We start from the raw sequence: 13248 nt of genomic DNA on the forward strand, positions 1-13248 counted from the left end.
CTCACGCAGTTTCCTCCGTTGTCCGCTCTTTCCTATACTGCACCGGTGACTTCCCTATCTCCTTCTTAACCACCCTGCTGAAATACAGCGGGTTCTCATACCCTACGATTTCGGAAATTTCCTTGATGTTGTAGGTTGTCCGCTCCAGCAGACTTTGTGCGTTGACCATGCGCAGGGAGAGGATGTATTGGGCCGGGGACATACCAGCGTACTGTTTGAAATTGTGTATAAACCAGTTGGTGCTGATGTGCAGGGATTCCGCGTAATCATCTATGCTGATCTTTGTATTATAGTTCTCATTGAAGTAAGCTGTCGCGCGTTCAATCTGCTCTTGGACGTTGCCGGTGGCTTTTTTCTGTTCATGCTGCTGGCGATCAACCAACAGCAGAATATCGTTGAACAGCGATGCGATATAGTCCTCGTACCCATAGCGGCACAGCTGCAACTCCTGAATGATTTTACGGAACAGCGCTTTGTAGTCCGGCAGCACCCCGCAGTAGAATACATGCTCATCAAGCGAGATACCGTGATATGCCAATATGTTTTTTACATCACTGCCTGTGAAGTGAATCCAGAAAACTTCCGGGTTATCTTCCAGATAATATACATATTTTTGAATTTCTTCCGGCTTGTACAGCACCATATGGCCCGCGCTGACGATTTCTTCCTTGCCGTCAAACCAGAAATGCGTCTTGCCGTTTGCCACATATAGAATCTGGTAATCCCTGCGCCCTTTTTGCCAGTAGGTCGGTAATTTGGGGCGTGTTTTCAGCCGATAAGTACCACAGCTGCCTACCACCAACGGCGTGGAGTTGTCTTTGAAATCTGTACGGGAATTGTTCAGATAGCCAGAGTTAATATTCACAAAAACCCCCTCCTGTTTTTGTGAATATTGCGAGGTGCTTCGTCCATTTTACCTTCACTTTACAAAAAGCCATTGATTTTGTGCATGTTTAGTGCAATACCGTTTATGTTTTATTGTATATAGAAATTGTATAATAATTTCAGACGAAACGCAAGCCGAACTGTATAAATCACAGGCGGAGAATGGATGATTATTCCGCACTATTACGAGGACCCGCACACACTGCATGTGGGTACCATGCCGAATCGTGCCTACTACATTCCGGCATCCCGGCGCAGCGATGCTTTCCTTTGATTATCGCACTGGTCTTTACCCCGACCCTTGTTACCAAGATGCACGGCATGTACAAACTGAACGTTGGCAGCTATGCCCTTGCTACCGTAGCCCGTGCGCTCGTTGCCGTAGCCGGCTATACGGGTTCCGGCGATGTCAAGATGATGCTGCTCTTCACGGCCATTGCTGCACTGGGTCAGGGCCCGTGGCAAGGCGACATGAACGCCGTTATCGCCTCCTGCTCTGAGTACACTTGGCTGACGAAGCACAAGCGCGTGGACGGCACGATGTATTCCTGCACCTCGCTCGGTGTCAAGATGGGCGGCGGCCTCGGCACCGCCATCACCGGCTGGCTGCTGGCGTTCAGCAACTATGATAAGGCGCTGGCCGTGCAGCCGGATTCCTGCATCAATATGCTGAAACTCATGTACCTCGTGATTCCCTTTGTGCTGGATGCCATCATTACCGTTATCCTCTCTCGCGTGAAGGTCGAGGAAGCCAACGATAAGATTCGCGCCGAAATGAAAAACTGATATTCACTATTCTCCTTCTCAAAAAGGGCTTCCGCATCTGCTGGCGGAAGCCCTTTTTCTGTATAGTGCTTTACCCTCTAAAATCGGCCAAAGCACTGGCTATTAAATCTATTGGCGGCGAAGATATAGATGGCTCCTCTTTCTGCAAATTCGGGGTATGCCCCATGCTCTGCTTTTCTAAGTATTCCTGCACGATTTGCTCAATCCAGGCGCGGTCTGTCTGCGGGAAAGACTTCGTCTCTGCCTTTTCATAGCACAAAATTGCATCGGCAAGATACTGTGCCTTACCCCTGTCGCGCTGCCGTTCCAAGTATTCTACGGCGCACACATGGTCTGGGTTTTCCATGTCAAAGCGAACCGTAAATCGTCCCCGGTCTTTTTTCAGCTTCATGGTTCATCACGCCCCTGTCACTGTGCAGCGGTAAAGATACTCAAAGCCCTTGGCGTTGGCATTCACGTCCTCCACAAAGACGGGGTGTGCCACCTTGCCGGATGTTTCGATTTGCCGCCGCAGCAGGCAGGCTCCGCCGCCCACGAAGATCACACGCCCTGTGCGCAGGTCAAGCTGCCGCTCGCGCAGTGCGCCCAACATATCGTTGACAAACTCCTGCGCCTGATATTCTACCAGCGCGGCGACTTCTTCCCCGTAGCTGCTCCCCTGCCCCTGCAAGAGAATGGCATCCACATCTGTTTCCTCTAACAGAATGTCCAAATCGGAGCTGGCTTTAGAGCGGATGCGGTTGTACAGCAGAATCACGCCGTTTTCCAGTGAGTCACAGGTAGACAGGTCGGCGCGGCCGTTCTTCAGCAGCAGATAGTCCGCTGTGAAGCCGCCCACATCCAGAATCAGCGCGCGCGGTACCGTTGCCAGCTCGCCCAACATCATGGCTGCTGCCGCAAATGCCTGCGGATAGCACTGCACATTGCGGATCAGAATGCTGTACAGCTTGTCACGGTAGGAAAAGTAGATAGGTTCCTTGCGCTTGAAGTAGCGCACGAACGCTTTGTTCTGCGCACCAAAGTGTGCGGGCGGCAGTCCGATGGCAAGGTCAATGGGCATCAGCCCGGAGGTATAAGCGCCCTGCGCTTCGATTTCCTCCGCGATGGCAAACAGCGACAGGATAAAGAAGCGCTCGTCTGTGGTTTTGTCCTTCTGGTACGGGATGCGCTGCGCGGACAGTGTATAGTAGCTGCCGCCGTATTTCAGTACGTCCCTGCCGTAAGGTCTGGTTTTGCTTTTCTGTACACCGGAAACAATGGCGTTTCCGTGGACGGTTTTGACCTGTTTGTTGCCGTGGTCGATAGCAATAAGCATAACATCAACTCCCTTCGATGCTTATATTTACCTTATACGTTTTGAATACGTCATTTCCCAACAAATTTACGCATTATTTATTTGTTTGCATTTCCCCGGCGGGTGCGCTATAATGGGCAAGGTAAGTAAAAACACAGGAGTCTGCCATGAACAAAACGCTTGAAATCAGTGCTATGCAGTATGATTTTCATACCTTGCTGAAAGTTTCCGATATATGCGGTCTTACCGGCGAAATCGGCTTCCATGATACGGACACCGGCTACCTCGTCAGCTTTCCCGATGATGACGGCAAAGCCGATCAGCGTATGGCAGAATATAAGAAGCGGCTTGTCGATCTTGAAAACAACATCTGGAATCGGTAATTTGTGTGACCCGCCGGGGAAATTTATATAGATAAAATGGCAGCCCCTTCTGCTGAAATTGCATCAGCGGAAGGGGCTATATTTATATTGTATTCAGTATTTCCAACGCCCTTGACAGGGGCATAACTTTCTGGCATTTTGCCTTTTGGAAATCATATCTTGCTTTCTTACCATCTGGCATTACTGCTATGGCATTTTCTGTCAGGACAGCAGCTTTCAATTTGGGAACATATCGGTGTACCTTTCCCTGCCGGTCAATCTTGGCGTGAGGCAGAATAAGTTCCGCCGTTCCCAGTTTGATTTTTGCTTCTTTCGGCAGCGGTGAAAGCCACTTGTAGGTATCGCGCTCAGAAGCAGTATCCCACATAGAATACTGGTATGCTCGCCCGCCAAAGAAGCTGTCCTGCTGTTCCATATATTCAAAGTGTTCTGTCTGCTGCGTTACCATCTGCGCCACACGGTCGGCATTCAGTTCTATCTCCTCTAAATGGATATACTCATGCCGTTGATGCTCGCAGTAGTACCCGCAGCTGATATTGACCGCCGCGGTTTCCAGATACGGCGCAATATAGGATATATCACTGCACGAACCGCCTGCTGTTTCAAATCCGAACGAGGTAACGAAGTCCTCAAACTCTGGGTTATCGCAGCGGTAAAACACGGCATCATTGTTGCCCCGGCGGTCAAGTTCTACGATGTAGTTTACCTGCGGCCGCAAAGAACCTCCTGTGAATTTCTTTGCCCCTATACAGCCGACTTCCTCATCCTCACAGAAAAGCACATGACAGTTTGTTGTGCGCAGGATCTGCAAAATCATCCAGACTCCGCATCGGTCATCACCGCCGATGCCCTGCGGTGACATGGCTACTGCCCCATCTGCCGAATAGCATATCTGCTCGACAGGTTGGCGGTGAACCGTGTCCATGTGGGCCACCAGCAGCACGGGGATTGTTCCCTCTGCATACAGATAGCCGGGCTTATCGGTGATGGGGTAACCCCTGCTTTTCAGTTCGGCTTTCAGCGTCTTTTTCAATTCCATCTGCGGCAGGCGCAGAATGGTTTCAAACGTCAATTCTTGCATGGATTCCTCCTTTATGCGGCAAGGCCGTTCATCTGATTTGGGCAGAAACGATTGGCACCGATGGGAAGGCAGCCGCTTATGGATTGCGCAGTTTCTGCATACGCTTATCACTTGCTCATAGCAGGCAGGGCAAATCCCACGCTGCTCGCCGGAACGGGTAATTCCGATGCGCGGCATACCGATAAACTCCTCTCCGCAGGCAGTGCAGCGATAACTGCATTCCTTACAGTAAAAGTGGTTATCAATATATCGCCCATATCCATGCACCGTTTTACCGCAGCCTTTGCAGACAAACATACTACCGCATTCTGCACAGCGTATCGAGCGGTGGTCTTTCTGTTCCCCGCCGCAGCAGACACAGCGGGCCACCGAGCCAATCGTCATTTTGCCATAGTCGGTCTCCCCTTTCAGCAGAGATACTACCGCATACCCATACTCATAGTCGGGATAATGATTGCTGTCCGCCGCAGATTCGCAGTAAGGTTCGGTGTCTTTTCCGCGCTTGATCGACCACAGATTCGGCTTGTCAAGGCATGTTGCGATAGCCTGTTGGACGATGCCTCGATACAGAGTTTTCTGGTCTTCCAAATCTGTAGGATACAGGCGTGATTGCAGCAAAACATTATCCTTATAGCAGAAAATTTCTCGCGTAATGCGCGGGGCTGTATGGAAGTCCTGCGTGTACTCGTCACTGACCGTGAAGAAAATCATACTGACGGCATCGCCCATATAGGACTGGCAGCCGCCGTGATAACTGCCCCTCTCTAAGCAGTGGCAGGAACTCCAAGTGTTGTCGCGGTTAGACATTTCGAGAAAATCGCAGGGGTGGATAGATAACACAGCGGTTTTCTCTATATGCGCCGGGTTCAGGGCATCGGCCAGCCGCGCAAACAGTGCATTGTAAGGTTTGACCGTGCGCATATAGCGGTTGTCCGGCTCGCCGGCCTCCGCTTCTTCCTCGATTTGGTCGAGATGAAATTTCAGGCAGAGACGATTGATAATGCGACTCGCCTTTTGCCCCGGTGCACACTTGATGCCGCCGTACTGTCGAATCGTGTCCAAGCGGTACTCGTTTGGTATCCTGGCATAGTCTGCGGTTGCCGCACGCAGGGCTGTTTCAAAGTTCTCGTACACTGTATCATCCGTGCAGGCCCTGCGGCCCAGTTCAAGGATGGCGGCGCGCGTTTCATCTACCGTGATGCGGTCAATTTCCCGGCGCTCCTCCACGCGGAACACGATTGCCAGTTCTTTCTCGTTCCATATCGGATGCCTGCGCAGAAGCTGCAAAAGCCCCTGCTTCTGTTCACTCCATTGTGTAAGGTTTGCTGTGACACCTTCCTCCGAAAACGGCTTCTGATACTTGTGCATGACCTCGTAAAATTGCTGTTTGAGTTCGTCCATCATTGTAATCTCGCCTTTCTTGATTTTTTATTTTTAACGCCGGGCGGCGCTAAACCAAAACAAAAAAAGCGAGAATAACTTTTCTTCGCTGCCAATCGCAGCACAAAAGTCATTCTCGCTTTATGCGGGGCATCCTCCCGGCGGATAAAAAATGCCCGCATTGCACAGACCAGACGGTCAGCGGCATTGCAGGCACAAAGTACAAAAATAACAACGTGTGTCAGTGCAAATTGCTTTACAGGACACATAAATTATTTACATTAGTATGATAACACACTTGAGGGTAAACGTCAATTCTCTTTTTATCTTTACACCCTCATACACCAAATTCAAAAAATCAATTTGAAAGACATCAATAATCAAAATATTGTAAAAAGATTATCTGGCAATAGCACCAACTAAAACAGGTACAAAGCATTATAGCGGTTTGGACGTTTTCTTCGTCCTCGGTCTTACTTCGCTTTTTATTCAAATTACGTGCTCATTTAGTATGTGTCGTCAGATGAAATAATCAAGTAATAATCTTCCGCCAGCGCATTTAAAGCAGAACGCGACACTAAACCTGTTGGAATTTTAGAAAAATCCGAAATGTAACAATTAACGATATTAAGCGATAAAATTTTCTTCAAAAAATCTTTAGTAAAGTCACTTCGCTCATTTTCTGTGTAGAGTCGATCCAACAAGTAAAGAAATATATAACTAAACCCTGGTGCATTCGAACCAAAGTACACATCGTTTTTGCATATATTATAAATTCGGCATAAGAGCGGTGACGAAAAAAGATTCTCATCTTCTGGCGGATTTAATGTTGCCGCAGACAAAATATTGATGAGCAAAGAAATATAGTACCTTCCATACCGCTTCGATTTAATATTTGCCTTGCGGTATTCCCGAAGAGTGTAATCTAAATAAGCAGTCAAATCATTCTCATCTTGGCTAATTTGCAAATCAAAGAATGTCGTAATCTCTGAGATTTTATCGATATCTGCCACAAAGAAGCTCTTTATCCAGAAGCAGTCTGTGCGTGGAATTTTATGTCCCTTTCGCTTCTGTTTACTAATAATTGTCGAATCAATCGAGATTCCTATTCCCTTAAGAACATTTTGTGCCACATATACCCTGCTAATATCCGCCCCTGAAAAGTTTTGACAGTACAAGTTTTTTTTATCAACAACAGAAGCATTCAACGTTCCACATGCTACTGCTGCTACAAAAAAGCGTTGCTGCATAAGTAATTCAGCACGCAAGGTATACAGCGTAGAAACAATCTGTGACAGTGTTGAAGCCTCGAGGTAAGCGCAGTCACTAAAAGCATAGGCCTCGCATCCTTCAACAAGGCTACGTTGCAGGCAATTTGTGAAAATAGAAATACTTTTGCTGTACGAAGTAGCATCATCAGTGGATAGATTTTTGGTTCCGAGCAAGTCTAGAAAGGCAATATAGCTCATAAAATCCCCCCATAGCATAAGTCACTCGACTACACTATTAGATGTAAAATCACCGCCGAATAATCTTGAAAAAAGCAAGGTATGGATAATAACGAGCAACTCTTTCATACATCGAGAGCGGGACAATCTTTACTGTCCCATTTTTCCAACTCTTTCGCCCAAAAAAATCCAGAATCTTTTGGGCCTCCTTATGACGTTTTGGACGACGGTTCATCACTAACATAATGTAAGGGCCTGGGTTTGGAATCTTTTTGTACTCCTTTTGAACTTTCTGCCGAGAAAGCTGTTTTTCCTTAGTAAAGTATAATAATTGTTGTTCAAGGGAGGGTTCAACTAAAATGTAAGGTTTCAAAAAGTCAATCCAAATGGCCTCATACTTCTTGCAGTCAAAATTATCTACTCCGATATCGTGACACGAAAACGCAAAAGAGTAATAACTTATGCTATCCAAGCAAACTTGTTTCGCTTCATCCGGAACGGTCAGATTATGTTCGTAGGCATAAGCCAATTTCTTCTGTGAAAATTCTCTACGGAACGCAAGATCATTTTTCGGGGAAGTAAAACTTCCCCAAGAATGGTACATCGCAATATCCGTAAGAATATCAACACAAATCGATTCAACCGCCTTAATGCTAGGAACTGCATAAACCGCATTGACATTTTGCTTGGCTCTCACTGTGGCCTCATAATGAACAAGGTCAACTTCCACAATATGAGAAATTTTAGCCGAATCAAAGTATTCCGCCGTGATAATGTAAGACGCAGCTGCATTTGTAGAAACGATAATGCGAAGATCTCCTGATTCAGCGATGTCGGCAGGATTAGGAAGCAACTCGATTCGTATCTGCGGAATAACTGCACCGCACACCTGATTCAGTGTATTGATACGATTATTTAACTGTTTTTGCAAATTGTTGCGTAGAGAAAGAACAAGTTGCGTTTGAGTGTTTACTTCTCCTCTAGAATCTCGGATAGCAACAACGGCACGGCGAAGAATATCATTGCTACATGATAAGAGAGGCGGAATAGATTTGGATTTCTTTTTCATAGAGAGTGGCCTCCTGTATTATCCATAATAACGCAAAAGCTTTCTTTGAGCAACAGAAAAAGCAGCATACAATGCATAATTAAACATGCCGAAATGTATCGAATAAATATCCATATCTTCGAAATCAATAGTATCTCAATAGAATTATAGACAACAAGGATTTTTTTGCAATATAGCAAATCCCACAATATTTCCAGACGCAATTTGTATGAGATGTTCACTTACATCCCAAATTGATTAGCTCCATTAACAAGTGAATAGAATGAATCGTTTTTTGATCGAAGACCTTTTGAAATCCTCGAATACTCCAATTCTGATATTCAATTGGAGTATTTTCTCTTTTAGTGAAGTCCGTCGGTTTTATTATTAATTTTGTTAATAGCACGCTTGATAAATACAATTCTTCTTTGAGATACAACTCATCTTTTTTGATTTCTAGTTATAGTAGAATAACTTATTCGTAAAGTAAAAGTCTCCCACTTACATCATCATTGTAAATGAGAGACTTTTCTGTTTTATGATTTCTTCGTTGGTGAGTTTTTCATCCTCAACCCCAGCCAACTTTCCAGTGTCTGCAAATCGCTAAACAGAATGTCGTAAACCTCATCGCTTACCAGCGGCGTATGGGCTTCATACGCCGCGCGGCAGCGGTTCAGGTGGTCTGTCAGTTCCCGCAGCTTGTCGATAAAAGCGGCTTTTTCCTGCCATTCTTCGGTTCTCATTGGCTTTTGGGGGCGCAGCGGCCGAAATTCAACTCGTGGATCACCGACAGGATGGTTTCATCGTCATCCCAGTCGGCGGAAAACGCTGTCGGCGCATAAGTGCCGTCCAGTAGGACCATTACTCTCCCCTGCTCAATGCGCAGGGTCACATCCTTGCGCCGGGCGCAGACGATGGCGAGATTTCCGATTTGCTTCATAATGTAAGCACTTCCTTTCTTACGCAGCCTGTAAAGCCATAGGCAGCACCTTACGGCTCCACAGGTCAATGAATTTCTGTACTTCTTCTGTTGGTTTGCTGTTATGATCGCCGTGGATCTGTGCGATTTTGCCATCGCGCACTTCTACGGTCACATACGGCTTTTTCGGCTCTTCCACGCGGCGAACAAATACAATTAAGCATCTGCCCTCTGCCACGTTGTCAATATATCCGCCAACACAGTGGTGCAGCGCTTTTCCCTCGTCAACAAGGTCGTTGGCTCGTTGTGGGCAGACGATTTGCAGTTCTTTATTGGAAAGAGCCGCTTTCCGCGCAAAGCCCGCGTAGGCCATGCAGAATGCCTTGTTTTTCTGTGCATCGTTGATCTTTTGGATACGCTCTGCTTCTCGGTCATGCGCCGCTGCGCAGTTTTTCGGGAACAATACCGATTTATCTTTCATGTCATAGGCCTGCCTGCGGCACATATGCAGGTAGTCCACATAGGTTGTCACCAGCGTTCCTATTGTCAAATCACGGTATCTGTTGAGCGGGCGTGTTTCACAATAAATTGGGAATTGCGCCTCCATGTAGCGCATGAACTTTTCCGCCGTCATGTACCGGAACACATCCGTAGGAATTTCCGCCACTTTGTTGTCGATTTTCCATTGAAATAGCGCTTTCCTGCTGCACAGGTTGATTGCCACATAGGGTTGATACTTTTTCAGCATCGCCATGGTTGCATTTTTCTCCAGCAGAAAAGACACATCTTCTTTCTGCACGCGCAGAATACGATGCGTTTTGGTTTGCGTTTCATCCAATGCATCACTGAACCCGTCGCGGTAGACAACGTCTGACACAATGTCCCTAAAGCCCACTTTCGTCAGTCGTTCGATCAAAAGCGGGTGCTGTAAGTACATTTTCAGGTAGTAGCTGACCTGCATCGGGTTATATGTCTGCTCATAGAACTGCCGCAGTGCGCAGTATTCCCAAAGCGTGCCATACAGCACTTTTTCAAGTCCCGGCAGATATATTGCACCGATTTCTTCAGAAATAAAGCACTCTATACCGAACAAGGCTCCCGGATGATGGCCGTGCCGCCAATGGGTCACACTATCATAGTCTCTACTATAATAGTAGGGCTCAATGGTCGCCTTTTTGCCATCATCGCCGCAAACAAATATACGCATGACTTCATACGCGGATTTTCTGGTGGTATCCTTTCCTTTGACGTAAGACCAGTACAGCTTATAGATGCGCACCACAAGCTCATGCGGGCTGATTTGCTGGACTACCTGACAAGTTTCCCTGTCTTCATAGTAGGCAGCCCTTCTCCCCTGCGCCTTGGCTATGACCTTCTGGTCACATTTTGGGCAGCGCAAAACATCGTTGTTTTTGGGCCTTTTTATTACAGAAAACTTCTCGCAATAGGTGCAGTACACCTGTGTTTTGACTCGGCCGTTATTGTAGTCATAGAACAGATAGTGCGGCATTATGTGCTTATCTGCCCAGCGCTTCAAGTTGGCGGGCGTTTGTGGCACACTGCTCATTTTGTTCAGAACTACAGTATCCCGCTTGTAGCGGCGGATTTTTGTCTGTTGGTCACGAATATCCTGCTGGTACCAATTCAGTTCCCACAGAACTTTCGTGGGATCACTTTTTGCTCCGATATACCTGGCAATCGTATGGCATCCAGCCTTTTTATAAAACACGCAGGATTGCAAAAAATCTCCCATGTAATAGTCTGTTAGGTGCTGCACCATAGCATCCCGCCACTTGACATTGCCTTCGGCATCGCGTTCCAGCGTGGCAAAGGTATCCTTGCCCTGAAACACAACCCACTTTGGCATACGGTCATTTGCTTTCAGGCGTTCACATTCATAAAAGTAAACTGCCAGCACTCTATGCCCACCGAGCAGCTTGACTGCGGCAGTGACAAGGTATTTCACCCGTTCTGTGTACAGCACACCGGCATTCAGGCTGATGTGCAGCGGGACATTGGCCGCATGGCGGCAGGCTCGTTTGTCCAGTTTCATCCTGCTGCCTCCTCTGTGCCGAAGTCACCAAAGGTGAGCTGTTCTTCATCTGCGGGTTTCGGGGCAGGCTTAGGTGCTGCCTTTTTGGGCTTCTCTTTTTTGCCGGTTTTGGACGCTTTCCCATTGTAGGTCTTAGGTACAAACTTTTCTTCGGGCTCTGCATCCTCTTTGACATCGGCATCGCGGAAATACTCCCGCGCCCACTGGTAGCAGAGTTCGTCCGGCACATCACCGCCGAAACCGCCGCCCATAGGCTTCTCATCGTTGTCCTTCATTTCCTGTTCCAGATACTCCCGCGCCTTGCGGTTGATGTAGTGGAAGCAGTTTACTATCTTTTTCTTAGGGTTCATCACAAGCCGGGCAAAGGCGGGGTCAGTCAGACACTCGGTCTGCACATCCTCCATAACGCAGAGCTTCATGTTGCGGCGGGTCAGGCGCTCGGTGTCCTGCGAGACGCGGTTCATGGATGCCTGCATCACGTCGTCATCCGACATGGCGGCAAGTCGGTCCAGCTCCTGCTGTTCCCGCAGTTTCTTCTGCGCCTGTTTTGCCTCCCATTCAGCTTTGCGCTTGGCTTCGGCGGCATCAAATTCAGCCTTTTTGCGGGCTTCTTCTGCTTCCTCCTCTTGCGGTTTCGGCTTCGGGGGTTCAACCGGCTCAAATTCTTCGCTGAAAGAATCTACGGTTTCACTGTCCGAGGACACCTCGAAAGCATCATCCTCGGCATCGCGGTTCATCATATCAATTTCAGATAATATACCCATTGTCCTATCCTTTCTAAAAAAGGCAGAGAGCCGCCATACGGTAGCTCTCTGCCATAACTTTTGCGCGGCTTTAGGCCGCATTTTCTTTTGCTTCTTCCTGCCGCAAAGCAAGCTGCCAGTCATCTATACCCTTGTAGGCAGTATTCCAGACAAGGCTTGTGCTTTGCAGCCCGGCCGCATGGGCGATCTGCTGGACCTTTTCGGCCGCAGATGCCACATACTCATTTTCTAACTTGTCCATGTCGTAGGCTTCCACGACCAGCTTGGTGCCGTTCTGCGCCATGCAGCGCAGCGCGGATTCCAAGCCGTTCAGACTGTTCACCCCTGCCACAGCGATAAATGAGCGTCCTGTCAGGCAGTGAGCAATATCGGCTTTGAGCAGCCCTTCCGTCACATACACGGTCTTGGCAAACGGCTCGCCCACAAAATGCAGCGGGCTGCCGGAGGTCACACCATGCGGCTTACCGATTGAGGACAACCAGATATACTTAGCCCCGCTTTTACCCGGTGGGTCATCCCTGCGGCGCAGCGGTGTGTCCAGCCGTATCTGCATACCGCAGATCAGACCATCTAAACCGACAGCCGGGAGCAAGATGCCCGCCGTGCGGCTGCCGAAGTTGATCGTCCACCGCCCGGCATCGTCTTGATAGAAGCCCGGTACGCCCTGTAAGGTACAGCCCTGCCGCCGCAGGCGCTCGGCATAGCCGCGGCACAGAAACGCAGGCGGGGTTGATTTGAGTCCGAACCTTGCAATCTGGTATTCGGTCAACCCGCGCCGCGGTGACAGCAGATGCGCTTTGTGCGTGGGTGTCAGCGGCAGCATGGAGAGCAGCAGCGAGTAGGTCTGGTGTATCTCCTGCGGGGTAGCGCGGGCATTTTGCTCCGGCTTTATCCCGATGTAGTCATTCACCCTTGGCCGGGGTGTGTACCGCCCCAGTGCCTCGCATATCTCGCGGTAGGCATCGGCATTGCTGGTGCAGTAATAGTGGGCATACAGTGCCAGCATACCGCCCGCCGCGCCGCAGCGATTGCAGCGCCAGACGTTTTTGTCTGTGTTGACGTTGAGCCGCCCGCGCTGGTCTCCGCAAAAGGGGCAGTTCAGGTACAGGCTCGACGGCAGACGGCGGCGGACGGTAAGCCCCAGAAGTTCTACCACATCGGCAATGCCAAACGGAAACGTATCGGAAGATGAGGTCATGCAAAACGG

Annotated in this window: 12 protein-coding genes and 1 pseudogene; 2 read left to right on the forward strand and 11 right to left on the reverse strand. The window is 48.6% G+C overall.

The genetic code is table 11. The features are described from left to right. Position 1: 1 nt before the first annotated feature. Positions 2 to 865, reverse strand: coding sequence for a helix-turn-helix domain-containing protein (locus PG062_RS00170; RefSeq protein ID WP_270750479.1), 864 nt, complete (start codon positions 863 to 865; stop codon positions 2 to 4). A gap of 287 nt (positions 866 to 1152) precedes the next feature. On the opposite strand from PG062_RS00170, the pseudogene PG062_RS00175 reads away from it, so the two are divergent. Further along, a pseudogene (locus tag PG062_RS00175) lies at positions 1153 to 1671 on the forward strand (MFS transporter); the annotation flags it as partial. A gap of 70 nt (positions 1672 to 1741) precedes the next feature. Here PG062_RS00175 and PG062_RS00180 read toward each other — a convergent pair. Together PG062_RS00180 and PG062_RS00185 are read right to left on the reverse strand one after the other, a co-directional pair. Then, complete coding sequence (locus tag PG062_RS00180) at positions 1742 to 2062, reverse strand: hypothetical protein (RefSeq protein WP_270750480.1); 321 nt, start codon at positions 2060 to 2062, stop codon at positions 1742 to 1744. A 6-nt stretch (positions 2063 to 2068) separates the two neighbouring features. Next, positions 2069 to 2986 carry a ParM/StbA family protein gene (locus PG062_RS00185; RefSeq protein WP_270750481.1) on the reverse strand — a complete coding sequence of 306 codons (918 nt, stop codon included), beginning with the start codon at positions 2984 to 2986 and terminating at the stop codon, positions 2069 to 2071. A gap of 146 nt (positions 2987 to 3132) precedes the next feature. Between PG062_RS00185 and PG062_RS00190 the strand changes: the two genes are divergently transcribed. Next, the gene (locus PG062_RS00190) at positions 3133 to 3348 is read left to right on the forward strand and encodes a hypothetical protein (RefSeq protein ID WP_078785439.1); all 216 of its coding nucleotides are present in this window, start codon (positions 3133 to 3135) and stop codon (positions 3346 to 3348) included. Between the two features lie 82 nt (positions 3349 to 3430). On the opposite strand, the gene PG062_RS00195 is transcribed toward PG062_RS00190, so the two are convergent. The 8 genes from PG062_RS00195 to PG062_RS00230 all read right to left on the reverse strand — a co-directional run bounded on the left by PG062_RS00195 (position 3431) and on the right by PG062_RS00230 (position 13239). Next, complete coding sequence (locus PG062_RS00195) at positions 3431 to 5833, reverse strand: zinc-binding metallopeptidase family protein (RefSeq protein WP_270750482.1); 2403 nt, start codon at positions 5831 to 5833, stop codon at positions 3431 to 3433. Between the two features lie 482 nt (positions 5834 to 6315). Beyond that, on the reverse strand, positions 6316 to 7278 hold the full coding sequence (locus PG062_RS00200) for a hypothetical protein (protein ID WP_270750483.1): 963 nt from the start codon (positions 7276 to 7278) through the stop codon (positions 6316 to 6318). A 49-nt stretch (positions 7279 to 7327) separates the two neighbouring features. Beyond that, entirely contained in the window at positions 7328 to 8326 is a 999-nt protein-coding gene (locus PG062_RS00205; RefSeq protein WP_270750484.1) for a hypothetical protein, read from the reverse strand. A gap of 515 nt (positions 8327 to 8841) precedes the next feature. Then, positions 8842 to 9048 carry a DNA ligase LigA-related protein gene (locus tag PG062_RS00210; protein ID WP_270750485.1) on the reverse strand — a complete coding sequence of 69 codons (207 nt, stop codon included), beginning with the start codon at positions 9046 to 9048 and terminating at the stop codon, positions 8842 to 8844. After that, positions 9045 to 9245, reverse strand: coding sequence for a hypothetical protein (locus tag PG062_RS00215; protein ID WP_270750486.1), 201 nt, complete (start codon positions 9243 to 9245; stop codon positions 9045 to 9047). Before PG062_RS00215 ends, PG062_RS00210 begins: the two co-directional genes overlap by 4 nt. Positions 9246 to 9264: 19 nt before the next feature. Then, entirely contained in the window at positions 9265 to 11277 is a 2013-nt protein-coding gene (locus PG062_RS00220; RefSeq protein WP_270750487.1) for a PcfJ domain-containing protein, read from the reverse strand. Next, the gene (locus tag PG062_RS00225; RefSeq protein WP_270750488.1) at positions 11274 to 12041 is read right to left on the reverse strand and encodes a Cas9 inhibitor AcrIIA9 family protein; all 768 of its coding nucleotides are present in this window, start codon (positions 12039 to 12041) and stop codon (positions 11274 to 11276) included. Before PG062_RS00225 ends, PG062_RS00220 begins: the two co-directional genes overlap by 4 nt. 70 nt (positions 12042 to 12111) lie before the next feature. After that, positions 12112 to 13239 (reverse strand): DNA primase, encoded by a 1128-nt coding sequence (locus tag PG062_RS00230; RefSeq protein ID WP_270750489.1) that lies wholly within the window; start codon positions 13237 to 13239, stop codon positions 12112 to 12114. Between the last annotated feature and the right edge of the window lie 9 nt (positions 13240 to 13248).

The sequence above is a fragment of the Gemmiger qucibialis genome (assembly GCF_027689445.1).
Classification (GTDB): Bacteria; Bacillota; Clostridia; order Oscillospirales; family Ruminococcaceae; genus Gemmiger; species Gemmiger qucibialis.

Coding starts and splice junctions, on each gene's coding strand:
- PG062_RS00190 (WP_078785439.1), top strand. CDS start 3,133: ATGAACAAAACGCTTGAAATCAGTGCTATGCAGTATGATTTTCATACC.
- PG062_RS00185 (WP_270750481.1), bottom strand. CDS start 2,986: ATGCTTATTGCTATCGACCACGGCAACAAACAGGTCAAAACCGTCCAC.
- PG062_RS00220 (WP_270750487.1), bottom strand. CDS start 11,277: ATGAAACTGGACAAACGAGCCTGCCGCCATGCGGCCAATGTCCCGCTG.
- PG062_RS00210 (WP_270750485.1), bottom strand. CDS start 9,048: ATGAGAACCGAAGAATGGCAGGAAAAAGCCGCTTTTATCGACAAGCTG.
- PG062_RS00200 (WP_270750483.1), bottom strand. CDS start 7,278: ATGAGCTATATTGCCTTTCTAGACTTGCTCGGAACCAAAAATCTATCC.
- PG062_RS00225 (WP_270750488.1), bottom strand. CDS start 12,041: ATGGGTATATTATCTGAAATTGATATGATGAACCGCGATGCCGAGGAT.
- PG062_RS00230 (WP_270750489.1), bottom strand. CDS start 13,239: ATGACCTCATCTTCCGATACGTTTCCGTTTGGCATTGCCGATGTGGTA.
- PG062_RS00205 (WP_270750484.1), bottom strand. CDS start 8,326: ATGAAAAAGAAATCCAAATCTATTCCGCCTCTCTTATCATGTAGCAAT.
- PG062_RS00195 (WP_270750482.1), bottom strand. CDS start 5,833: ATGATGGACGAACTCAAACAGCAATTTTACGAGGTCATGCACAAGTAT.
- PG062_RS00215 (WP_270750486.1), bottom strand. CDS start 9,245: ATGAAGCAAATCGGAAATCTCGCCATCGTCTGCGCCCGGCGCAAGGAT.
- PG062_RS00180 (WP_270750480.1), bottom strand. CDS start 2,062: ATGAAGCTGAAAAAAGACCGGGGACGATTTACGGTTCGCTTTGACATG.